The sequence below is a fragment of the Novosphingobium sp. genome, from assembly GCF_027489515.1.
In the GTDB taxonomy this organism is placed as follows: Bacteria; Pseudomonadota; Alphaproteobacteria; order Sphingomonadales; family Sphingomonadaceae; genus Novosphingobium.
On sequence record NZ_JAIXZS010000086.1, the window covers coordinates 1 to 22,821 of the forward strand.

17 protein-coding genes are annotated in these 22,821 nt (G+C 66.3%); 9 read left to right on the plus strand and 8 right to left on the minus strand.

The window, feature by feature from the left end; genetic code table 11:
• From Q0082_RS15305 to Q0082_RS15320, 4 genes are all read left to right on the plus strand, one after another.
• On the plus strand, positions 1 to 1,565 hold a 1,565-nt coding region (locus tag Q0082_RS15305; RefSeq protein WP_298194275.1), incomplete at its 5' end, for a TonB-dependent receptor.
• 137 nt (positions 1,566 to 1,702) lie between these two features.
• Positions 1,703 to 3,217, plus strand: a complete 1,515-nt coding sequence (locus tag Q0082_RS15310; RefSeq protein ID WP_298194277.1) for a tryptophan halogenase family protein — start codon at positions 1,703 to 1,705, stop codon at positions 3,215 to 3,217.
• A gap of 5 nt (positions 3,218 to 3,222) precedes the next feature.
• Entirely contained in the window at positions 3,223 to 4,599 is a 1,377-nt protein-coding gene (locus tag Q0082_RS15315) for a putative 2OG-Fe(II) oxygenase (protein WP_298194279.1), read from the plus strand.
• Positions 4,600 to 4,615: 16 nt separating this feature from the next.
• Entirely contained in the window at positions 4,616 to 5,620 is a 1,005-nt protein-coding gene (locus tag Q0082_RS15320; protein ID WP_298194281.1) for a LacI family DNA-binding transcriptional regulator, read from the plus strand.
• Here Q0082_RS15320 and Q0082_RS15325 read toward each other — a convergent pair.
• The 6 genes from Q0082_RS15325 to Q0082_RS15350 all read right to left on the minus strand — a co-directional run bounded on the left by Q0082_RS15325 (position 5,604) and on the right by Q0082_RS15350 (position 13,251).
• Positions 5,604 to 6,479, minus strand: coding sequence for an ROK family protein (locus Q0082_RS15325; protein ID WP_298194282.1), 876 nt, complete (start codon positions 6,477 to 6,479; stop codon positions 5,604 to 5,606). The genes Q0082_RS15320 and Q0082_RS15325 overlap by 17 nt on opposite strands.
• Positions 6,476 to 7,615 (minus strand): glycoside hydrolase family 68 protein, encoded by a 1,140-nt coding sequence (locus Q0082_RS15330; protein WP_298194285.1) that lies wholly within the window; start codon positions 7,613 to 7,615, stop codon positions 6,476 to 6,478. The genes Q0082_RS15325 and Q0082_RS15330 overlap by 4 nt, the downstream gene beginning before the upstream one ends.
• A gap of 72 nt (positions 7,616 to 7,687) precedes the next feature.
• Entirely contained in the window at positions 7,688 to 8,824 is a 1,137-nt protein-coding gene (gene galK / locus Q0082_RS15335) for a galactokinase (RefSeq protein ID WP_298194287.1), read from the minus strand.
• Positions 8,821 to 9,855, minus strand: coding sequence for a UDP-glucose--hexose-1-phosphate uridylyltransferase (locus Q0082_RS15340; RefSeq protein WP_298194289.1), 1,035 nt, complete (start codon positions 9,853 to 9,855; stop codon positions 8,821 to 8,823). The genes galK and Q0082_RS15340 overlap by 4 nt, the downstream gene beginning before the upstream one ends.
• Complete coding sequence (locus Q0082_RS15345; RefSeq protein ID WP_298194292.1) at positions 9,852 to 11,918, minus strand: alpha-galactosidase; 2,067 nt, start codon at positions 11,916 to 11,918, stop codon at positions 9,852 to 9,854. The genes Q0082_RS15340 and Q0082_RS15345 overlap by 4 nt, the downstream gene beginning before the upstream one ends.
• On the minus strand, positions 11,911 to 13,251 hold the full coding sequence (locus Q0082_RS15350; RefSeq protein ID WP_298194306.1) for an MFS transporter: 1,341 nt from the start codon (positions 13,249 to 13,251) through the stop codon (positions 11,911 to 11,913). The genes Q0082_RS15345 and Q0082_RS15350 overlap by 8 nt, the downstream gene beginning before the upstream one ends.
• Before the next feature lie 297 nt (positions 13,252 to 13,548).
• On the opposite strand from Q0082_RS15350, the gene Q0082_RS15355 reads away from it, so the two are divergent.
• On the plus strand, positions 13,549 to 14,292 hold the full coding sequence (locus Q0082_RS15355) for an SDR family NAD(P)-dependent oxidoreductase (protein ID WP_298194295.1): 744 nt from the start codon (positions 13,549 to 13,551) through the stop codon (positions 14,290 to 14,292).
• A gap of 1 nt (position 14,293) precedes the next feature.
• Complete coding sequence (locus tag Q0082_RS15360; protein WP_298194297.1) at positions 14,294 to 14,893, plus strand: 2-hydroxychromene-2-carboxylate isomerase; 600 nt, start codon at positions 14,294 to 14,296, stop codon at positions 14,891 to 14,893.
• A gap of 19 nt (positions 14,894 to 14,912) precedes the next feature.
• On the opposite strand, the gene Q0082_RS15365 is transcribed toward Q0082_RS15360, so the two are convergent.
• A complete protein-coding gene (locus tag Q0082_RS15365) occupies positions 14,913 to 18,086 on the minus strand; it encodes a sensor histidine kinase (RefSeq protein ID WP_298194300.1) in 3,174 nt (1,057 codons plus the stop codon).
• Positions 18,087 to 18,397: 311 nt separating this feature from the next.
• Here Q0082_RS15365 and Q0082_RS15370 point away from each other — a divergent pair, with 311 nt between their 5' ends.
• Entirely contained in the window at positions 18,398 to 20,791 is a 2,394-nt protein-coding gene (locus tag Q0082_RS15370; RefSeq protein ID WP_298194302.1) for a TonB-dependent receptor, read from the plus strand.
• 18 nt (positions 20,792 to 20,809) lie between these two features.
• On the opposite strand, the gene Q0082_RS15375 is transcribed toward Q0082_RS15370, so the two are convergent.
• Positions 20,810 to 21,445 carry a response regulator transcription factor gene (locus tag Q0082_RS15375; protein ID WP_298194304.1) on the minus strand — a complete coding sequence of 212 codons (636 nt, stop codon included), beginning with the start codon at positions 21,443 to 21,445 and terminating at the stop codon, positions 20,810 to 20,812.
• A 370-nt stretch (positions 21,446 to 21,815) separates the two neighbouring features.
• Here Q0082_RS15375 and Q0082_RS15380 point away from each other — a divergent pair, with 370 nt between their 5' ends.
• Both Q0082_RS15380 and Q0082_RS20140 read left to right on the plus strand, forming a co-directional pair.
• Positions 21,816 to 22,646 carry an alpha/beta hydrolase gene (locus Q0082_RS15380; RefSeq protein WP_298194308.1) on the plus strand — a complete coding sequence of 277 codons (831 nt, stop codon included), beginning with the start codon at positions 21,816 to 21,818 and terminating at the stop codon, positions 22,644 to 22,646.
• A gap of 7 nt (positions 22,647 to 22,653) precedes the next feature.
• Positions 22,654 to 22,821: ferritin-like domain-containing protein (locus Q0082_RS20140; protein WP_366522572.1), on the plus strand; the 168-nt coding region annotated here is incomplete at its 3' end.

Consider the following 22,821-nt stretch of genomic DNA (forward strand, 5'->3'; position numbering starts at 1 on the left):
CCCAGTCGCTTCAGGCGCAGCTGCACTACAAGTTCGACAACGGCATCACCGTCGACAACAACGCCCGCTACACCAACATGAGCGGCGGCTTCTCGTCGAACTTCCTCAGCGTTGCTCCGATCTCGGGCCTGATCGGTTCGACCAAGAACGGCGGCGTGGTCGCCCGCGCCGTCTATTCCGCCGGGCCCGATCGCGGCAAGGACGTGAAGGAAGCGTTCTACAACAACAACGTCTCGGTCTACACGCGGATCCGCGATGTCGGCAGCTTCGTCAACGATGCCAAGCTCAACTGGCAGGGTGATATCGGCGCCATCAAGGCGAACCTCACCGCCGGCTGGTTCTACATGAACCAGAAGATCGCGATGGATTGGCATCCCAACCAGTTCAACGGCTCGCTCACCCCGGCCGCTTCGCCGATCGATCTGCTCGATGCGGCGGGCAACCTGCTCAGCGCCAACGGCTTCACCGGCTACAACAACAACTGGGGCGGCTGCTGCGCACGCACCTACGATTACACCTTCACCGACAACGCACCTTACGCCGACTTCATCTTCGATGTGGGCAAGTTCGAGCTCGACGCCTCGGTCCGCCACGATATCAACAAGGGCACCGGCTCGGGCATCAACGCCAACCCGCTCGTCGGCAACCCGGTCACGCAGACGATCACGCAGTCGGCGGTGAACCCCGTCACCGGCGCCTCGCAGAACGTGTCGCTGCCCTACTTCCTGCCCAATGGTGCGCGCGAGGTGATCAACTTCACCAAGGCAACCACCTCGTGGTCGGTGGGCGCCAGCTTCAAGCCGGCAGACAACCTCAACCTGTTCGTCCGCGCCTCGAAGGGCGTGCGCGCCAATGCCGACCGCCTGACCTTCAGCGGCTACTTCAATGCCGACGGCACGCTCAACGACAAGGGCAACACCGCCGTCTCGAACAACGTCTACCAGTACGAAATCGGCCTGAAGAACCGTGGTGACATCGGTGCGGCGCGCTACACGGTCGAACTGACGGCCTATCACAGCCACTTCAACATCACGACGTTTGAACTCAGCCAGACGATCTGCCCGATCGTCACCGGCGATCCGAACCAGTTCACCTGCATCATCGCCGACAAGTACAAGACGACGGGTGCGGAGTTCTACGGCACGCTGAGCCTCGGCGGCTTCAGCCTGCTGGCGAACATGACCTACAACAAGTCGAAGAAGCAGCCTTCGGCGCCGAACTCGGTGTTCTCGCGGTCGAACAACATTCCCGACCTCTCGTACACCTTCGCGGCCAACTATGATGCAACCGACTACCTGTCGGTCGGCGCCAACATCACCGGCGTGACTTCCACGCTCGATGGTGCAGGCAACGAATGGCCGGGTGCCAGCGTGGTCGGCGCGAACATCAAGGTGCGCCCGGTCAAGAACCTCGAACTCGGCCTCAACGTCTACAACCTGTTCGACAAGCTGACCCCGCTCGGGCCGGCCGGAACAGACTACCAGCCGGGCAATGGCACCTTCGTCGGCGGCATCGCCCCGGTGCTCGGCCGCAATGTGAACGCCTCGGTCCGCTTCAGCTTCTGATCGGCTGAACGGCCTCCGGAAGGGCAGGCACATTGAAGAGGGGTGGGCGCGGCCAGACGGTTCCGCACCCACCCCTTTTTGCGTAAGGGAAAGCAAGGCGCATCAACGCGCCGCCACGGGCGGAAGGGGTCTTGAAAGTGAGCGAAGGGGATCGTCGGATCCGTTCTGTGCTCGTGGTCGGCGGCGGCTCGGCAGGCTGGATGTCGGCCGCCATGCTGGCCACCATGCTCAAACAGGATTGCAAGGTCACCCTCGTCGAATCCGATGAGATCGGCATCGTCGGCGTCGGCGAGGCGACGATCCCGCCGATCCGCCTGTTCAACGAGACACTCGGCATCAGCGAGGCCGATTTCATCCGCGAGACGCGCGGCACCTTCAAGCTCGGCATCGAATTTGTCGATTGGGGCTCGGTCGGCACCCGCTATTTCCATCCGTTCGGCCCGCACGGGCGCAATTTCGATATGGTGCCGCTGCACCAGTACTGGCTGAAGACGCGTGAGGAGCCGGGCGCCTTCCCGCTCGAAGACCTCTCGATGGCCTGGCAGATCGCCCGCGCCGGCCGCATGGCGCGGCCCGTGCCCGATCAGCGCTCGCTGCTTTCCACCTTCGACTATGCCTATCACTTCGATGCCTCGCTCTATGCCGCGTATCTCCGCCGCCATGCCGAAGCGCGCGGCGTCACCCGCGTCGAAGGCAAGATCGGCGATGTCACGCTGAACGGGGAGACCGGCTTTGTCGAAAGCGTCACCCTCGAAGATGGCCGCACGCTGGAGGCCGATCTCTTCATCGATTGCTCGGGCCTGCGCGCGCTCCTCATCGAAGGCGCATTGAAGACCGGGTTCGAGGACTGGAGTCACTGGCTGCCGTGCGACCGCGCCGTCGCGATGCCCTGCGCCAGCGCGGGTGCGCCCACGCCCTACACCCGCTCCACCGCGCGCGAGGCCGGCTGGCAGTGGCGCATTCCGCTGCAGCACCGCATCGGCAACGGCTATGTCTATTCCAGCCAGTTCATGGAGGACGGGAAGGCTGCGGACCTTCTCGCCTCGCGCCTCGATGGCGAAGCGCTCGGAGATCCTCGCTTCGTGCGTTTCCGCACCGGCCGCCGCAAGCAGCACTGGAACCGCAATGTCATCGCGGTCGGGCTCTCCAGCGGGTTTCTGGAGCCGCTCGAATCGACGTCTATCCATCTTATTCAGGCTAATATTTCCAAGCTCATCGGGCTGTTCCCGGACCGCGATTTCGATCCCGCCACGATCGCCGAATTCAACCGCATCGCCGACACCGAAACGGACCGAATCCGCGATTTCCTGATCCTCCACTACAAGCTCAATACGCGTAAAGATGGTGAACTTTGGCGTTATGTCGCGGCGATGGACGTGCCCGATACGCTCGCGCTGAAGATGGAGCATTTCCGGCGCCACGGCCGCCTGATCGCGCGCGAGATGGACCTGTTCGCGCCCGCCTCGTGGCTCGCAGTCCATATTGGCCAGCACAACTATCCCGAAGGCCTCGATCCGCTCATCGAGCACCGCGGCATCGACGCACGCGACTACCTCGCGAAGCTGCGCGCCGCGATGGCGGCCGAGGCCGCAAAGCTGCCCAGCCACGAGGCCTATATCGCCGGCCTCACCGGCAACGCCGCCGCGGCCTGAAAGACATGGGCTCGCCCATCGAAGCCGAAGTCTGGCGCGAACGGGCGCGCGCCGCCCGCGCGGTGCAGGACATGGTGGGCGCGGACAAGGCGATCAACGAGGCCGCCCGCCTCGCACCAGATGATCCGCTCACCGCCTTCCTGCGCGCGCAGTCCGCTTACGAACTCGGCCACCCGGCCGCCGCGCTGTTTGCACGCGCGGTGCAGCTATGGCCTGATAACCCCGATGCCCTCAGGAACCACGCGCTCGCGCTCGCCTCGGAAGGCCAGCCGGAGCAGGCAGTCCACCTGCTCGTCCGCGCGCTATCCGCCAAGCCCGATTGGCTCGAGGGTCAGCGCGTGCTCGCCAGCCTGCGCTACAGCCACGGCGATGCCGAAACCTTCGATGCCGGCTTTGCCGAGGCGGTCAAGGCGCAGCCGCAGAACCAGGGCCTCTGGCTCGGCTGGTTCACCTTGCGCGCCCAGCAGCGCGATTGGCCTGCCGCACATCGCATTCTCGATGCCGCCAACGCGCAGCTTGGCGAAACCCGCGCGCTGGCGATTGCGCGCACCTTCCTCGCCAGCGAAAGCGGTGATTGGGCCGACGCGCAGATGCGTCTTGCCGCGCTCGCGGGCGTGGGGGACGATTTCCTCGCGCTCTGCCGCATCCGCACCGCGCTGCGCGCCGGCGATGCCGCTGCGGCGCGCGATCTCGCCCTGCCGCTGACCGGCACGCGCCTGGCCGGGCAGGTCTGGCCCTATCTCTCCACCGCCTGGCGCCTGCTTGGCGATCCGCGTGCCGCGTGGCTCGATGGCGATCCGGTGCTTCACGGTGTGCTCGATCCCGGCCTTTCCGCCGCCGAGCGCGCCGATCTCGCCGCGCTGCTGCGCCGCCTGCACACTGCCTCGCTGCCTTATGCCGAACAGTCGGTGCGCCACGGCACCCAGACCGATCGCTCGATCCTCCTCCGTCACGAACCGCTGCTCGGCACAGTCCGAGCGCGGCTGATGGAGACCCTGCGCGACCATGTCGCAACGCTGCCACCGCCCGATCCGCGCCATCCCGTGCTGGGCCGGCCGCGCGGCGGGCTGCAGATTTCCGGCAGCTGGTCGGTGCGGCTCGGCGCCGGGGGCTTCAACGTCACCCACAGCCACCCCGCCGGCTGGCTTTCGGCCGTGCTCTACGTCGCGCTGCCCGATGATCCGGGGCCGGCGCCCGCCGGCGCGCTGCACCTCGGCGCGCCGCCGCCCGAGCTTGGCCTCGATCTTGCGCCGCTTGCCGTCATTCCGCCGCGCGCAGGGCACCTAGTGGTCTTCCCGTCTATCCTGTGGCATGGCACCTATCCGTTCGCGGCGGGAGAACGGCTCAACATCGCCCTTGATGTCGTTCCCACTTCCGCCTGAAGACCAGATCGGACCGATGAACGCACCCAAGACCCTCAAGGAACTTGCCCAGCTGGCCGGTGTCACCAGCGGCACCGTTTCGCGCGCGCTTTCAGGGTCAGAGCTTGTAACCCCCGCCACGCGCGACATGATCGTCGCGCTCGCGCGCCAGCACGGCTTCACCCCCAACGCCACCGCGCGCAACTTGCGCATGCGCAAGACGAACACGATCGGCGTGGTCATCCCGCTCGGCCATGAAGTGCGGCAGAACATCTCCGATCCGTTCTTCATCACCATGCTCGGCCTGCTGGCGGACAAGCTGACGAATCGCGGCTACAGCCTCCTCCTCTCGCGCGTCGTGCCGACGGACGAGGACTGGCTCTTGAAGCTCGCGCGCTCGGGCCAGTCGGACGGGATCATCGTGATCGGCCAGTCGGACCAGTCTGCCGTGCTCGACCGGGTGGCCGAGCTGTACCGCCCGCTCGTCGTCTGGGGCTCGCACATCGCGGGCCAGGCGCATTGCTCGGTGGGTTCGGACAACTTCCGCGGCGGCGCGCTCGCCGCGCAGCATCTGATCGAGCGCGGCTGCCGCAACATCGTGTTCTTCGGCGATCCGCGCGCGATCGAGATCGGCCAGCGCCTTGAAGGTGTCCGTTCGGCTGTGGCGCGGATGGGCGGGTCGGTGCAGTTCGGCGTGGTGCCCACGCACCTTGTGGCAGACGAAGCGCAGGGCGAGATCGCCAAGTACTTCCGCACCAAGTCCAATCGGCCGGACGGCGTCGTTGCCGCTTCGGACGTCATCGCCGTCACCGCCATGCGCGTGCTCGCCGAACAGGGCCTGTCCGTCCCCGGAGAGGTCAAGGTGATCGGCTATGACGGGCTGCCGCTCGGCGAACATACGATGCCCCCGCTCACCACGATCGCGCAGGATCTGGAGCAGGGCGCGGAGAACCTCGTCAATATCGCGATCCAGCGCATCGCCGGGGAGGAGATCCATTCGGTCATCCTCCAGCCGCGGCTGCTGATCAGGGAATCGACCTGAGCGCGAGCGCCAGCGCTCCCAGCAATCCGGCGTTATCGCCAAGCCCCGGCGGCACGATCAACTCGTCGATCTTGCCCACGGTATAGCCGCCATTGGCGGCCAGTGCCTCGGCACGGATCAGATCGAGCAGACCTTCGGTCCCCGTCACGCCGCCGCCCAGCACGATCCGCGCAGGCTCCATCACAGTCTGGAATGTCGCCAGCGCGCGGCCGATGTACCAGGCGATGATGCGTTTGCCCGGATGCCCCTCGGGCAACTCCGAAAGCGACTTGCCCCAGCGCGCGATCACCGCCGGACCGCAGGCAAGGCCTTCAAGGCAATCGCCGTGGAACGGGCAGGTGCCGGCAAAGTCCAGATCTTCCGGATGGCGCGGCATGCGGATATGGCCCATCTCCGGATGCGAGAGCCCGCGCAGCAATTGCCCGTCGCTACAGAACCCGCCACCGATCCCGGTGCCGATGGTCAGATAAAGCACCGATCCCAGACCCGCGCCTGCGCCCCACAGCGCTTCGGAAAGCGCCGCGCCGTTCACATCGGTATCGATCGCCACCGGCACGCCGAAGCGCTCGAGGAACGGATCGATCAGGCTCGCTCCGCTCCAGTGCGGCTTGGGCGTCGCGCGGACGCAGCCATAACCGGGGGAGGCGGGATCGAGATCGAGCGGCCCGAACGAGGCAATGCCGAATGCGGCATAGGCTGCCCCCTGCGCCGCAAACCACTCCACCGCTGCGCCCAGCGTTTCAGCGGGCGTCGTCGTCGGGATGCGCTCCCGCGCGAAGATCGTGCGCGCTTCGTCCGCCACGCCCAGCACGAACTTTGTGCCGCCCGCCTCGATCAGGCCATAGCGCGCCGCGCTCATGCCGAAACTTCCGCGCGGGTCCCGTCGAGCACGAGGCGGAACACCGGGGCGGGCACCCCGGCGAAATGCGCCCGCCGCCACGCCGCATCGCCGTAATCGTTGCCCCGCAGCGAATTGGGGTAATCGACGAAGCCGTGCACGGTCAGCTCGTGCGTCACCCACCAGCTATACGTCTGCACCGGCGCTTCGGGCGGATTGCCCGCGACCAGCCCGCTACCGTTAAGCGGCAGCCATGGCCCCTCCATGCTCTCGGCCACCATGCCGTAAAGCCCGTTCGGACCGTTCGGCTGCTCCGGCGCAAAGACCTTCCGCTGCGTGGACCAGAACAGGTAATACCGGCCTGCGTGGAAGACGAAGTGCGGCCGCTCCTGCTCGTTGTTCAGCCCGTCCGCGCTCAGCAACGGCGGCATCACGGCCCAGCTATCACCTTCGCGCTTCAGCAGGCCGATGCAGCCATTCCACGGGCTTGCCGACCCTTTGAGCGATCCGGTGAACAGCAGATAGTCTGCCCCGTCCGCCGGATCGCGGAAATGCGCAGGATCGCGGAAGCCCTTGATCATGCCCGGCACGCCTTCGCTCGCGTTCACCAGCACATAATGCGGGATCGGCCCGCCGGCGATTTCGCGCGGGGGGCTCCAGTCTTCCACCGCGAAGCTGCCGGCGTCGCCTGTCAATGTGCCCGTCGTCTCGAACATGCGCTGCGTAAAGGTGCGGGGCATTTCCCCGCGTAGCCCCGATGCGGTCCAGTAGAGTGTCACCGCGGCAGTCTCGGGATCATAAAGCGCCGAACCAGCCCACTCGCGACTGCCGGGATTGAGATCATCGGGCAGAGCGTTGCCATGATCGCGCCATTCATCGCCGCGCGCGGCCATCAGGCGGATCCGCACAATGTCGTGCCGCGCCTCGGGGTCCTCGCCCGCCGGGGCCGAGAGCACGAACCACAGTGTCCAGCCATCAACCACGGCCGTGCTGCCATCCGCCAGTTGCAGCGGCCAGAGGTCCCACAAGTCGAGGCCCGGCAGCGGGTGGCGCAAGCTCTTGCCATCGACCAGCGGGATCTGGTGGCACGGCTCGAGTTGCAGCGTGCGAAGGTGCTCGCCAGTCCAGTGCGCGGTCGGGGAGGTGAGTACGGACATCAAGCAGGTATCCTGAAGCAATCGATTGGAATTGGCGAAAGCCAACGAAAAGGGGACGGGCGGGGGGGGGGCTTAGCTCATGACGAGATTGGCCCCGTCACAGGCGGTTTCGTGCAGCACCAGCGGCGCGCCGCCATCGGGCTTGCGGTAGGTGAGGCCTGCCAGCACCGCATCGGCGCGGTCCACCCGGCACAGCGCGACGACCGCACCGCCAAAGCCGCCACCGGTCATCCGCGCGCCGCCTTCGGGGCCGATCAGTGCGCTCAGTTCGGCGACCAGCGCATCTATGCGCGGCACGGTGATCTCAAAATCGTCGCGCATGGAGCTGTGCGACGCAGCCATGAGCTTGCCCATCGACACCAGATCACCGGCTTCGAGCGCATCTGCCGCCGCCAGCACCCGCGCGTTCTCGGTCACCACATGGCGCGCGCGGGCGAGCGTGAGCGGGTCGAGCCCCGCGCTTTCGAGCATAGCCAGATCGGCATCGCGCAGTGCCGAAACCCCCACCGCTGCGGCTGCCGCCTCGCACTGCGCGCGGCGTTCGTTGTAGGCGCCCTCGACCAGCCCGCGCTCGACCCCCGAATGGACGATGAGGATCGCCACACCCGGCGGAAGCGCCACCGGGCGAACCGCGAGCGAGCGGCAGTCGATCATCAGCGCGTGGTCCTTGACCCCGCAGGCCGAGGCCAGCTGGTCCATGATCCCGCAGCGCATGCCGACATGGTCGCACTCGCCGGCCTGCGCCATCAGCGCGATCTCCGCGGGCGCAATGGTCAGCCCGGAGAGCTCGCCCAGCGCCCGGCCGATGCCGACCATCAGCGAAGCGGAGGAAGAAAGACCCGCCCCCTTGGGCACCGTGCCGCTGACCGCAAGATCTGCGCCGGTGAGCCTGTGCCCGCGCGCGATCATCGCTGAGGTCATGCCGCGGATGTAGTCGGCCCAGGGCGCGGACGGGTTCGCGGCATAGGGGGCATCGAGTTCCCATTCGGCGACGGCCCCGCCGAAGTCGCTGGCCATCGCGCGAATTCGCCGGTCGCTGCGCGGGTTTGCGGCAACGCGCGTTTCCACGCTGATCGCCACCGGCAGCACGAAGCCGTCGTTGTAGTCGGTGTGCTCGCCGATCAGGTTTACCCGGCCCGGCGCGCGCACCACCAGCGCGGGCGGAGACCCGAACAGGTCGGTCGCCGGGTCTGCCGTCGTCACGCTCATGTGCCGCTCCGGTAATGCAGGCCGCCGCAGGCGCGCAGCCGTTCGGCCGCCTGCTCGGCGGTCAGATCGCGCTGGGTTTCGGCCAGAATCTCGAACCCCGCCATAAACTTGCGCACCGAGGCGGAGCGCAGCAGCGGCGGATAGAAATGCGCGTGCAGCCGCCAGTGCGTACTCGGCTCATGGCCGAAGGGCGCGCCGTGCCAGCCCATCGAATAGGGGAACGAGCACTGGAACAGGTTGTCATAGCGCGTGGTGAGATCGCCCAGAATGCCAGCCAGATCGCCGCGCTGGTCGTCCGAAAGGTCCGGCAGACGCGCCACCTCGCCGCGCGCTAGCAGCAGTGTCTCGAACGGCCAGACCGCCCAGAACGGCACGATGGCGAGCCAGTGCTCGCTGGCGCAGACCACGCGCGGGCCATCGGCTTCGGCTTCGACCAGTTCGGCCAGCATCGGCCTGCCCTTGTCCGCCAGCCATGCCGCCTGTGTGCGGTCTTCAGTCGCGATCAGCTGCGGCACGTGGCTTGTCGCCCAGACCTGGCCGTGCGGATGGGGGTTGGAGCACCCCATCATCGCGCCCTTGTTCTCGAAGATCGAAACGACGCTGTAGCGCTGCCCGAGGTCCGCCGCTTCGGTGCACCAGGTATCAATCACCGCGCGCCGCTCTGCGTGCGAAAGCTCGGGCAGTGTGCGCCCATGATCGGGCGAAAAGCAGATCACCCGCGCCTCGCCGGTCGCCTGCTCGGCGCGGAACAGCCCGCCACCCACCTCGGGGGCCGGCGTATCGGGGAGCAGCGCCGCAAAGTCGTTCTGGAACACGTAAGGCCCGGTGTAGTCCGGATTGCGCTCGCCGTTCACGCGGGTGTTGCCAGCGCAGAGATAGCAGCCGGGATCATGCGCAGGCGGGCGCGTCACGTCGGGCACTTCCTCCGCCCCCTGCCACGGCCGTTTGGCGCGGTGCGGGGAGACGAGCAACCACGTGTCGCTCAGCGGATCATAGCGCCGATGCGGATGTTCGGCGGGATCGAAACTCATGAACGCACCTCAAGCACCAGCACGGCCTCGCCGGGGAGCGGCGGGACGGCCATGCCTACGCGCGCGAGCCAGCCACCGTCCATCCGCGCGAGCGCGCCGTTCTCGGACGCAATCGTATACGTGCGGCCGGCCACTGCCATCGGCAGCCTGAGGTTCGGCTGGTGGCGCATCGTGGTTGGCTGCGTCCGCGTCACCAGCACGACCATGTCCTCGGCCGAGCCATGCGCCTGCCAGACAACCCCGTCACCAACTTCGCCCATCCACACGCGGCCTTGATGCAGGCGTTCGCGAAGGGCCTTGTAGCGCGCGATCCCTGCCATCAGGTCCTTCCGCTCGGTCTCGCCCAGCTTGCGGGCATCGAGCTCAACGCCGAAGTGGCCCGGCAGCGCCACGCCGCAGCGGAACGCCATCGATTGCGAGCGCCCGGTCGAGTGCGCCGGGCTTGCGCCAACATGGCTGCCCATCACTTCGGGCGGCATGAACTGGAGGAAGCCGCGCTGCATCCCCGCGCGCGAAACTGCGTCGATGCAGTCGCTCGTCCAGAAGCGGTGCGTGCGCTTGATGATGCCCGCATCGATCCGCCCGCCGCCACCGGCGCAGGCCTCGATCTCAACCGCCGGAAACGCTGCGCGCAGGCGGTCCATCAGCGCATAGGTCGCGAGCACCTGCGCGCGGAAGTGCGGCAGGTTCCCGGCATGGACGAGATCGCGGTTGTGATCCCACTTGAGGTAGCTGATCGGCAGCTCGCGCAGCAGCGCCGCGATCGAATCGAAGAGGTAGGCGCTGACTTCGGGTCGTGCGAGATCGAGCACCAGCTGGTTGCGCGCCTCCAGCAGCGGCCTCCCGTCGACATGCAGCGCCCAGTCGGGATGGCGGCGATAGAGATCGCTGTTGCGGTTCACCATCTCGGGCTCGACCCAGAGGCCGAATTCCATGCCGAGGTCGGTTACCGTCTTCGCCAGTGGCCCTAGCCCGCGCGGGTATTTGCGCTTGTCCACGGTCCAGTCGCCGAGCGAGGAGGTGTCGTCGTCGCGCTTCCCGAACCAGCCGTCGTCGAGCACGAAGCGCTCGATCCCGATGCTGGCCGCTGCTCGTGCCAGATCCATCAGGGCGGCTTCGTCGTGCTTGAAGTAGAACCCTTCCCAGGTGTTGATGTGCACCGGGCGTTTCACCGCGCCTGCTGCGCCGCCAGGCCAGGTCATCCGCGCGCGAATGCCGCGGTGGAAGGCATGCGCCACGCCGTTCGGGCCTTCGGCAGAGGCCGTGGCCAGCACTTCCGGGCTTTGCAGCACCCCGCCCGGTGCAAGGATCGCCTCGCCCGGCGCGAGCCATTCGCCCAGCTGCCACTGCCAGCGCCCGTCATCGATCCACTCGATCGTCTGCACATGGTTGCCCGACCACGCGATCTGCGCGCCATAGGCACTGCCGTCCGCGCAAGTCACCACCGCACCCGGGAAGCAATCGTGCGAGGTCAGCCCGCGCCGGTTCTCGCGCCGCCAGATGCTGCGGCCGAGGGGATCGCGCACGGGCACGAATTCCGAGTTGTGCCGCCCGGCCAGCGAATGGACATCTGCTGCGTCTTCCGGCAGCGGCAGCACTGCCGCTGCCAGCCACTGCACATGCAGCGGTGCGTCACCCTCGTTGGAGAGCGCGGTGCGCACGGTCATCACGTCGGTCGCGGGATCGAGCGTATAGCTCGTCGTCACCGCGATCTTTGCCATGGCATCGTGCAACACGAAGCGCACAGTCTGCGCATCGGGCCGCTCGACCTTGCAGTCGCCCGCTTGAAATGACCAGCCCTGCCCGCCGCGATCCGCCAGCAGCGCGCTCTGCCCGAACCAGCCCATCCCGAAGCCGGGAAATACCGTGAGCGGCTGGTCGAAATGAAGCGAGAAGCTGGGCTCCGGCCGCTCGCTGCGAAGGCTCGCCGAAGGCCGTGCGCCATCGGGCAGGCGCGGGCCCCAATAGCGCCACAGCGGGGCCTCGCCGGGGGGGAGCTCCCACACGGCGCTGCATCCCGGGCTTTCCAGCGCAATGATTTCCGGCCCGCTGACTTCAGGCATGCGCCAGCCCTGCCGCCTTGCGGGGATCGGGCACGCGCAGCATGGTCACCGCCGCTGCCAGCAGCAGCACGCCGGCAAAGCTCAGCGCGTTGCGCGGGTCGGCACCCAGCAGGTGGTTGTAGATCCAGCCGAACGTCACGCCGTTGAGCAGCATCGGCATCACGATCATCATGTTGAAAATGCCCATGTAGACCCCTGTCCGCTCCGGCGGGATCGAACCCGCGAGGATGATGTAGGGGTTGCCCATGATGCTCGCCCAGACAAGGCCCAAGGTGACCGCGATCAGCAGCAGCGGAGTGTGGCTGCCAAGGTCCGGCATCGCCAGTGCGGCAAACAGCGGGCCGGGCGCAGTCGCCGCGCCCGAGACGTGGGCCAGTGCCACCATGCCGACGCCGCCCGCCGCAAGGCACGCCATATGCACCCGCGATGCCCCCAGCGCGCGGGAGATCGGCACCATCATGAGCGCGGCGGCAAACCCGACAAGATTGTAGAACGCGCCCAATTGCTGTGTCGTCAGCACTGCCGCGCGGAACGCCTCGCTCGACTTGTCGGAGGTATCATAGATCGACCGCCCGATCGAAAGTGCGCTGTAGGACCAGTAGATCGAGAATCCGTACCACTGAAACAGGCTCATCCACGCCATTGAGCGCATCGCCTGCGGCATCTCCACGATGGCATGCCAGATCTCGGCCAGGGTTGCCCCGGCAGACTTGGGTGCAGCAGCAATGCGCGCCTTTTCGTCGTCGCTCAGCGGCAGTTCGGGCACGCGCAGGATCGACCAGAGGATCGTCGTGATCGAGAGCACCGCGCCGACCATGAACGAGATGTGCGTGATCGTCGGGATATTGTGTGCATCCACCGCATTGCGGTCGATCCCCACCCAGTAGACCAGGATCGAGGGCGAGAGGAACGCCAGGCACTGCGCAAGGCCGGTGAACGCGCTTTGGCTGAGGTAGCCGATCTCGTGCTGGCGCGGATCGAGCCGATCGCTCACATAGGCGCGGTAGGGTTCCATCGTGATGTTGTTGCCCGCATCGAGCAGCCACAGCAGGCTCGCCGCCATGAGAATGCTCGCGGAAAACGGCATGGCGAGCAGGCCGAGGCTGCACATCACCGCGCCGATGAGAAAGTAGGGCGTGCGGCGGCCGAAGCGCGAATTTGTGCGGTCAGACAGCGCGCCGACCAGCGGCTGGATGAGGAGGCCGGTCACGGGCCCCGCCAGCTGCAGGATGGGAAGGTTGGATTCATCCGCGCCGAGCCACGAATAGATCGGGACCATATTGCCTTGCTGCAGGCCGAAGCTGAATTGCAAGCCAAGGAACCCAAGGTTCATTTCGATCACGCGGATCAGCGGCAGGATCGGCTTCTGCTTCGGCGTCCCGCTTTCCGGGCCTTGCTCACTTCCTTGGGGCTTGCTCAGGTCCAACGGCTCTCTCCAGCACGACTCTCGAAGGAGCCTTTGCATACCCGCTTACTCCAAGGTTTCGCTTGATTCAATCGAGTGAATCAAAATGTCTGGATGTCGCATTCATGCGCGATCCCCAAGCTTGCTGACAGCCGTTTCAGTAATTGCCATTCGCGCAGCCCTCACGCTACGAACACCAGACAAGCATGGCCGAGGGAGAGAGGCATGGACAAGGCATCACCACCGGGCGTCTGCCTCGTCATCGGCGCGGGCGACGGGCTGGGCGGGGCGATCGCGCGGGCCTTTGCGCGCGCCGGCCTCACCGTCTGCGTGACGCGCCGCGCCCGCCATCTGGATCAGCTTGAAGCGCTGTGCGCCGAGATCCGTGCCGAAGGCGGCGTGGCGCATGGCTTCGGCGTCGATGCCCGCTCGGAAGAGGAGGCCGCCGCCCTGTTCGACCGGATCGAGCGCGAGATCGGCCCGATTGCGGTCACCGTGTTCAACATCGGCGCCAATGTCCGCTTCGGTATCCGCGAGACGACCACGCGCGTCTTCACCAAGGTCTGGGAAATGGCCTGCTTCGCCGGCTTCCTTGCCGGACGCGAGGCTGCGCGGGTGATGGCGCCGCGCGGGGCGGGCACGATCCTGTTTACCGGCGCAACCGGCTCGCTGCGCGGCGGTGCCGGTTTTGCCGCCTTCGCCGCCGCCAAGCACGGGCTGCGCGCGATCGCGCAGTCGATGGCGCGCGAGCTTGGCCCCGAAGGCATCCATGTCGCACACATAGTCTGCGATGGCGCGATCGATGGCACCTTCCTGCGCTCGCGGGTGGAGGACGTCGCGCCACTTCTCGCCGAAGACTCGGTTCTCAAACCTGAAGATGCCGCGCAGGCCTTCGTCTGGCTGCACCAGCAACCGCGCTCGTCATGGACGCACGAGCTTGACCTTCGCCCCTGGCAGGAGCGCTTCTGACATGACCAGAACCATCGAGTTCATCTTCGACTTCGTGAGCCCCAACGGCTACCTCGTGTGGCAGCCCCTGAAGGACCTCGCCGCGCGCAAGGGCGCCACGATCACCCTGACCCCAACACTGCTTGGCGGCATGCACAAGCTGACCGGCAACGCGCCGCCCTTCATCCGCGACGCCGACGTGAAGGGCAAGAATGCCTATGCCCAGCTCGAAATGCAGCGTTTCATCGCGCGCCATGGTCTCACGAAGTTCCGCATGAACCCTGCGTTTCCGTTCCGCTCTGTCGAACTCTTGCGCCTGCTGCTCGCTGCCATCGATCTTGCCTGCGGCGAGGCGTTCGCTGACGCTTTCCTCCGCGCGATCTGGGAGGAGGGGCTCGACCCGTCGGACACCGCAGCCGTCGATGCCGTCATCGCCGCTGCCGGCCTCCCCGCTGCCGCGCTTGCCGAGGGCGCCCAGTCTCAGGCCGTCAAGGATCGCCTCGCTGCAAACACCCAGGCCGCTGTCGATCGCGGCGCTTTCGGCATCCCGACCTTCTTTGTCGATGGCGAAATGTTCTTCGGCAAGGAGCGTCTCGGCCAGATCGAGGACTTGTTCGGCTGAGTGCCGAGAAGCGCCGGAGCTACCGAGCACCTTCGTGCAAGGCATCCGGTTGGGGCCGACGAGCGAGACCAAGGCGCCGGAGCAAGCCAAGCCATACCGACTGGATCCGCCGCAGGAGGCGAAACTCCCAGCGGCTGTCTGCTCCATCGGCATAGGCCGCGCCCGCGGGCAAGACGATGCCGACGACAGTGCCGGAGGGCACACGCCGCGTTATCGATAGCTGGGCACCGATGCTGGTCGCCCGCTCGCGCATGCCGACGAGGCCGAAATGCCCCTCGCGTCGGCCCGCCGCGATGATCCGCTCGTCCATTCCGACGCCTTCGTCTTCAACGAAGATGCAGAGCTGATCCTGATCGTAGTGCACCACGACGTCGACCTCCTCGCAGCCGGAGTGACGCAGCGAATTGCGAATGGCCTCGGCCGCTATGTTCAGCAGTTCCTCGAGCGCCGTAGGCTTCAGCGGACGCGGGATGCCGTTGGCCGTCACCCGGACCGACGCCTTCTCGCCCCGGGTCAGATTGGTGATGATCCTGCGCAGCGCATTTGCAAGATCGGCGCCCAGTTCGAACGATCGCAAATCCTGAACGCGGTTGCGCCCTTCGATCAGCGCGTCGTCTCCGCGCTTCATCGCGTTTTCGAACTTCTCGCGCACGGGCTGGTCCTGCGGGATCGTGTCCGCCACCGACTGGAACAGCAGCATCAGGCCCTGAAACCCCTGCAGCAGCGTATCATGCAGATCGCGCGCGATGCGTTCGCGTTCCGAAAGGCGCGCCTCGTGCTGGGTGCGCAGCCACGCCGAGAGCTGCGCGAGGCGAAGCGTATAGGCAAACCAGAGCAGCGCGCCGATGGCCAGCGCGCAGAGTACGAGAAACAGGCGCGATTCTACGAACGTAGGCGCGATCACGAACGTGAACTGGGCGCCGGTCCGGTTCCAGACGCCGTCGCTGTTGGCAGCGATCACGCGGAAAGTGTAAGTCCCGGGACCAAGGCGGGTGTAGAAGGCCTGTCTGCGGTTGCCGGCCTCGACCCAATCGGCATCGATGCCCTCGAGCTTGTAGCGGAATGCGACGCGTTCCGGGATCGAGAGGCTGAGCGCGGTGAACTCGATCTCGATGTTGGACGTGCCGGCAGGAAGCTGGAGATTGGAGCGTGCCGGCAGGCGGTGATCGTTCGTGGTGAGCGAATCGATCACAACGTTCGGGGCCAGCGGATTGTGAAAAAGGTTGTTCGGATCGATCCAGACGAGGCCGTTGCCGGTGGTGAACCAGACCCTGTCTGTCGGGTCTGCGGCCACGCTGCTGCCATAGACCGCACCATAGGGTGCGCCCGGCAAGCCATCACGCGAATCGAGAAGCTCGAACTGCAGCAGTTTCGGGTCTGAGTGGTCCAGCGCGGTCTCGAGCGACCGGGTGCGCGCACGCAGGATGCCCGCCTGCGTGAATATCCACGAGCTGCCATCGGCCGTCTCCGCAATGCCGGTCACCCCGGACAAGGCGGGAATGCTGGAGGCGTGCAGGGCATGGAACTTGCCGCCCTCGAAACTGCCGATGCCATTCTCGCCGCCGATGATCAGTCCGCGGCCGTGGGGCTGAAGGAAGGTGACATCGCCGATGTTCAGGCCATTGCGGGAAAGATCTTCGGTCCTGCCACCTCGAATGCGCAGCAGGGTGCCACCGGAGTAGCGGATCCAGATGCTTCCGTCCGGATCGGGGATCAACACGCCGGTCGCGCCGACCCTCGATTCGACGGGGAAGCGCCGCCAGCCCTCCGGCGAGCGGCTGAACACGCCGCGCACGAAGGTGGAGATCCACAAGGTGCCGCCTGCGTCGAAGGCAGCCGAATAGACCGCCTTGCCCTCGACACCCTCGGGCAGGGGCAGGGGCTTTGCCAGTGTGCGGCCGACGAGTTGCTGGATGCCGTTCTGGGTAATCAGCCAGACCGAGCCGTCGCGACGGTTCGTTATCATGCCGCGCAGGCGGCCGACATTCTCGACGTAGCGTTCGGGCGGCTTGCCGGGCAGGATGCGATAGAGCGCCTGCGTGCCGTCGACCGCCCGGCTCGCCGTCCCCGACCAGCCGGTGTAGGCATAGATGCTGTCACCAGCGGCGCCGACGAATCTGGCCCGGAAACCCGACGGCACCAGCGTTTCGGTGACGATGTTGGCCGGGCGGAACCGATCGAGGCCCAAGCTGGTGCCGATCCAGATATTGCCCTCGCGGTCTTCGAACAGCGTGTGGACGAGATCGGATGAGAGGCCGTTTGTCGACACGGTAGGGCCGCGGCTGTCTGCGCCCTCATCGAGCACGGCGGCGCCCAGCGCGGTGCGCACCCGCCGCAGTCCGCCACCGCCAACACTGGTGCACCAGAGCGTGCCATTGCGATCGAGCAGGATCGGACCCTCTATCGCCTTCGGCAGGACAAGGCCGGGGTTGCCCGACGGCTGTGATGATGGTCGGAACTTTGCCAGGTCGGGCATCGGGTAGAGATGCGACACGCGCGTGTCGGTCGTCCACAATCTGCCGTCGGCTGTGGTTGTGAAGCCTTCCGGACCGCCGGCATAACCCTGTGCCCGCTCGAACTGGGCCGCGCCGGGCTTCAGAAAGAACAGTCCGCCAAGGTTCTTCGACCAGACCACCCCGTCGCGCGCTACTCCGAACGACCAGACCCCGCCGCTGCCCTCGCTGAACGAGAAGCCGAATTCGCCCTTGATGACGACCCACTGCTTGCCATCGAACCGCAGGATGTTGTCCGGTGTCGAGGCCCAGACGGTGTTGTCGGCGCCCACGGCAAAGGCATGGACGCTGGTCGAAGTGCGCGAGCTGACGCGGTAGTTGGTCACCTTGCCGTCTTCGAGGTACGAAATCACGCCCACGGGCCGCTCGTAGCCGATCCACAGGCCGCCCGATGCGGTCGCCGCGAGGGCATGGATGCTCGGGCTGGGGAGTTTGTCGGCTGCGATCCGCTCGACGCGGACGCCATCGAAGCGGTAGAGGCCGTTGACCGAGCCCAGCCACAGATAGCCATCGGGGGTTTGCGTAATGGCCCAGATATTGGCGGGCATGCCGTCCGCTATGGTCCACGATGTGTGGTGGAACTGGGCGATGCTGCGGGTCGGATCGAGCGAACGGACGGGGCCCGGGACCAGCAGAGCAAGGATGCAGGCCAGACACGGCCACAGCCACAACAGGCGCATCCGGCCTTGAGCGCGTCCCGCCATGGACGGGCGGCGTGGATCGCAGCTCGCAGGACTCGTCATAAACGCGCTGTGCAGCCTTCCCTCGCTCGGGTGTCGCTGACGGTCATGGCGTGCACGAGCCTCGCGTGCGATCCGGCCCCCGCCTGCGGGCCAAGGTTTTACACGCGATCAAGCATGGCGTCGTGGACAAATTTCACATAAACTCCGGGTTCGCATGGCTGATCGGGGCGGGTGTGGCGCGTGGACATGGGCCTTCGCTAAGACGACCGCTGCGGCCGCGTTTGCGCGTCAGGCCGTTGCCATGGGCATTGCCGCCGACGCTAGGCCTGCTGGTTGATCCTGCCGCCGCGATCGCCGCATCTCCGGATTGGCCGATCGAGGCTACCAGCGCCGATATCATTGTCACCGCCAACAAGCGGCCCGAGCGCAAGCAGGACGTCGCGATGTCGATCTGGGCGGTCTCGGCCGAGGAACTCGACCGGGCGCAGGTGCGCGATTTCGATGACCTCGTCAAAGTCGAACCTTCGCTGACAATCACGAAGACCACGCAGCCGGCCAACAACAGCATCAACATCCGCGGGATCGGCACGTACGCCTTTTCGATCGCCACCCGGCCGAGTGTGTCGGTCGTGGTCGACGATATGCCGCAGGCATTCCAGGCGCAGGCGTTCCGCGAACTGGCAGACATCGCCTCGATCGAGGTGCTGCGGGGGCCTCAGAGCACGCTGTTCGGCACGTCGGCGACGGCCGGCGTCGTGGCGATCACCACCGCGGCGCCGACGACGACATTGACGGCAGCGACGCGGATTGGCGTTACCAGCGACGGGGAGCAGCGCGCGAGCGGGTTCATCTCCGGCCCCTTGGCGGAGCGGCTGCTGTTCAGGGTGTCAGCCAGCGCCAACCACTACCGCGGCAATCTGCGCAACATCCACACCGACAACTGGGTAGGCGGACAATCAGGCATCGACCTGCGCGCCAAGCTCGTCTGGAACGCGGCCGACGCGCTCACCGTGACGGCGGCCTTGCACCACGATTTCGCCGGGTCGAGTTGCTGCACATCGGCCTACTATGCCGTCTCGCCCGGAGTCAGCTTCGGGCGCTTTGCCGGGGTGCGAGTGCCGCAGGGCGCGATCCTCGACGGGATCGTGCCCGGGCCGGACAATCGGCTGATCTCGGCCGATGTCGAGCCCAAGGGCGATGCGACCGAGACCGGGGCGAGCGTGAAAGTGGAGTGGCGGTTCGGTGGCTACACGCTGAGCGCGATCAGCGGCTTTGCTGCCTACGCACTCGACGATCTGCAGGACACCGATGGCACCGCGTACAACTGGGGGCCGGGCGGGGCGAACGTCCCCGGTGCGGTGAGCGGGGGCTCGGCCAACGGAGGTGACTTCCGGATCCGCTCGTTCTCGCAGGAGTTGCGGCTGATCTCTCCAGCGGCGGACCGGTTGCGCTTCGTCGCCGGGCTGTTCTTCAGCGATACGCGGTCGCGGCGCTCGTTCGTGCGTGGCAGCAATTCGCTGGGGCCCTACGGGACGCTGGCGATCGTGCCGCCGACCACGACAGCCTACTCGAGCTATTTTGCGGAGGCGTATACCAGCAATCTCGCGGCCTTCGGGCAGGCGACTTTTGACCTGACACGACGGTTTGCTCTCTCGGCCGGCATCCGCCTCAATCGCGACGGGATGCGCTACAGTCTGCTCGATCGGGTCGCCAATGTGCGCTTCGGAATGCCGAAGTGCTCCTCGGCGACGCCGAGCGGCCTCGCTATCTCGACCTGCGACACGCTCGGTTCGGTAGCTGGCCGCGTGTCGTTGTCTTATCGGCCATCGCCGGGGCTGCTGGTGTTCGGTGGCTACGACCGTGGCTACAAAGGCGCGGCCTACGACCTGACCAGCACCTACACCACGCGCACGCCGGTGACGCAGGATGGGCCTTACAAGGGCTTCCCCATCGCCGATGCCGTGGCGGCGAAGCAGCCGATCCGCCCGGAAACGGTCGATGCATTCCAGCTGGGGTGGAAGAGCCGCCCACTGGCCGGGCTTACCTGGAACGCCACGGTCTATCTGGAGACCTTCCACGATTTCCAGGCGCAGAGCCGTGATGATCTCACGCGCCAGAATGTCCTCAACAATATCCCGCGCGTCACTACCAAAGGTGCGGAGATGGAAGTGGCTGCGGATATCGCGCCCGGCTTCATCCTGCGCGGTTATGGCAGCTGGAATGATGCGCGCATCCGGATTTTCCCCAATGCGCCCTGCTTTCCCAGCCAGACGCTCGCACTCGGCTGCGTCAATGGCCAGCAGGACCTTGCCGGCAAGCGCTTGCCCAATGCGCCGAAGTGGAAGTTCAGCCTGAATGCCGAACGCGAGATCCGGCTGCGTGGCGACACCGGACTGACGCTGACGGCCAACTGGGTCTGGCAATCGCGGACCATCCAGAGCCTGCTGCAGGATCCGAACGCGGTTCAGGAAGCCTACGGGCTGCTTGGCCTCGGCATCGAGTTGCACGATGCGCAGCGGCGCCTTCGCGTCTATTGCTCGAACCTCTTTGACAAGAGCTATGCCCTCAGCAGGGGGCGCGATAGCAACTGGAACATCAATCCCTACGGGGCGATTGCCGGGCCGATCAGCGATGCCACCAAGTGGACGCCGGGGCGCGACAGCAGCCGCTACGTGCGCGTGGAGTTCGCCAACAGGTTCTGAGCGCGGCGCGGCTCGCGATTACAAGTCGATGATGCCGCGCTTGGCGGCGACCGTCACGGCGTGGGTGCGATCGCTCACGTGCAGCTTGGCGAAGATGCTCTTGATGTTCGACTTGATCGTTTCCTCCGAGACACCAAGCTTCCACGCCACCTGCTTGTTGGCATGGCCGGCCGCGATCATGTTGAGCACTTCGATCTCGCGCGGTGTCAACGGCTCCTGAATCGCGTGCAGCGCGATCTCCTGCGCGATGTCGGGATGGAGGTGGCGCTGGCCGCGGTGGACCGCGCGGATAGCGCTCAACAGTTCGCGGCGCAGGCTGCTCTTCAGCAGAAAGCCGGACGCACCTGCGCGCATGGCGGCAAGCGCCTTGGCATCTCCGGAATAAGTCGTGAGAATGATGATGCGCGTATCCGGATGGCGTGCCCTGATCGCCTCGACCGCCTGAACGCCGGACATCTCGGGCATCTGCAAGTCCATCAGCACCACATCGGGCAGGTGCTCCTCGAACAGGCGGATGGCATCCGCGCCGGTCGCGGCTTCGCCGACGACGACCATGTCCGGCTGCATGTCCAGCACCGCGCGCACGCCTTCGCGCAGCATCGGGTGATCGTCGGCAATCAGGATGCGGATCGGGGCTGTTCCATCTGCCGCCATGCGAAAACCGTTCCTGCTTGATCCCTGCGCTGCCGTGCTTGCCGCATGACGGCTTGCCGGCGTGATCTGGCGGCGCAGGGCCACCATCCACCCGAAGCAGGGAACGGTTACCACGCAGGCAGCGCGCTTGGTAGCTACTCGAAATCGGGCTTTGCCCACCCCCCATCCGGGTGTTCACGCGGTGGACGGCCCAGAGCATCCTGACCCCGCATTCAAACGGGGACTTCACATGGAAAACGACCAGCAGCCAGCCAGCCTCAGCATGATCGCCCGCCGCGACGTGCTTGCCGCCGGGGCGCTGGTCGCAGCCGCCGCAGCCCTGCCGAACGCCGCACCTTCCTTCGCCGCACCCATTTCAGGAGACCGCACAATGGGCACCGTCACCACCAAGGATGGCACGACCATCTTCTACAAGGACTGGGGTGCGAAGACCGCGCAGCCCATCGTGTTCCACCACGGCTGGCCGCTTACGGCAGACGACTGGGACAACCAGATGATGTTCTTCCTGCTCCACGGCTACCGCGTGATCGCGCATGACCGGCGCGGGCATGGCCGTTCGACCCAGACCGACACCGGCAACGAGATGGACACCTATGCGGCCGATGTCGCGGCGCTGACCGACCATCTCGATCTCAGGAACGCGATCCATGTCGGCCATTCGACCGGTGGCGGCGAAGTGGCGCACTATGTGGCCCGGGCGCGAGCCGGTCGCGTTGCCAAGGCCGTGCTGATCGGGGCAGTCCCGCCGATCATGCTCAAGACCCCGGCCAACCCCGGCGGCCTGCCGATCGAAGTGTTCGACGGCTTTCGCGCCGCGCTGGTCGCCAATCGGGCGCAATTCTTCCGCGATGTGCCGGCAGGTCCGTTCTACGGCTTCAACCGGCCGGGCGCCAAGGTCAGCGAAGGGCTGATCGACAACTGGTGGCGCCAGGGCATGATGGGCGGTGCCAAGGCGCACTACGATTGCATCAAGGCGTTCTCGGAAACCGACTTCACCGAGGATCTCAAGGCGATCGAGGTGCCGGTGCTGATCATGCACGGTGAAGACGACCAGATCGTGCCGATCGCCGATTCCGCACAGCTGGCGATCAAGCTGGTCAAGAAGGGCACGCTCAAGACCTATCCGGGGCTGCCGCATGGCATGGCATCGACTCATCCGGATGTGGTCAACGCCGATCTCCTCGCGTTCTTCAAGGCTTGAGGCGACCATGAGCTATATCAGCCGCCTCGATCTCTCCGAACATGTCCGCAAGCAGTCCTGCGGGCTGCTGCAGGCGCGCCTGTCCGATGCGCTCGATCTCGAAGCGCAGGCCAAGCAGGCGCACTGGAACGTGAAGGGCCCGCACTTCCTCCAGCTCCACGAACTGTTCGACCGC

Coding starts and splice junctions, on each gene's coding strand:
- Q0082_RS15315 (WP_298194279.1), top strand. CDS start 3,223: ATGGGCTCGCCCATCGAAGCCGAAGTCTGGCGCGAACGGGCGCGCGCC.
- Q0082_RS15325 (WP_298194282.1), bottom strand. CDS start 6,479: ATGAGCGCGGCGCGCTATGGCCTGATCGAGGCGGGCGGCACAAAGTTC.
- Q0082_RS15365 (WP_298194300.1), bottom strand. CDS start 18,086: ATGCGCCTGTTGTGGCTGTGGCCGTGTCTGGCCTGCATCCTTGCTCTG.
- Q0082_RS15320 (WP_298194281.1), top strand. CDS start 4,616: ATGAACGCACCCAAGACCCTCAAGGAACTTGCCCAGCTGGCCGGTGTC.
- Q0082_RS15350 (WP_298194306.1), bottom strand. CDS start 13,251: ATGAACCTTGGGTTCCTTGGCTTGCAATTCAGCTTCGGCCTGCAGCAA.
- Q0082_RS15380 (WP_298194308.1), top strand. CDS start 21,816: ATGGGCACCGTCACCACCAAGGATGGCACGACCATCTTCTACAAGGAC.
- Q0082_RS15360 (WP_298194297.1), top strand. CDS start 14,294: ATGACCAGAACCATCGAGTTCATCTTCGACTTCGTGAGCCCCAACGGC.
- Q0082_RS15355 (WP_298194295.1), top strand. CDS start 13,549: ATGGACAAGGCATCACCACCGGGCGTCTGCCTCGTCATCGGCGCGGGC.
- Q0082_RS15330 (WP_298194285.1), bottom strand. CDS start 7,615: ATGTCCGTACTCACCTCCCCGACCGCGCACTGGACTGGCGAGCACCTT.
- Q0082_RS15345 (WP_298194292.1), bottom strand. CDS start 11,918: ATGCCTGAAGTCAGCGGGCCGGAAATCATTGCGCTGGAAAGCCCGGGA.
- Q0082_RS15340 (WP_298194289.1), bottom strand. CDS start 9,855: ATGAGTTTCGATCCCGCCGAACATCCGCATCGGCGCTATGATCCGCTG.
- galK (WP_298194287.1), bottom strand. CDS start 8,824: ATGAGCGTGACGACGGCAGACCCGGCGACCGACCTGTTCGGGTCTCCG.
- Q0082_RS15375 (WP_298194304.1), bottom strand. CDS start 21,445: ATGGCGGCAGATGGAACAGCCCCGATCCGCATCCTGATTGCCGACGAT.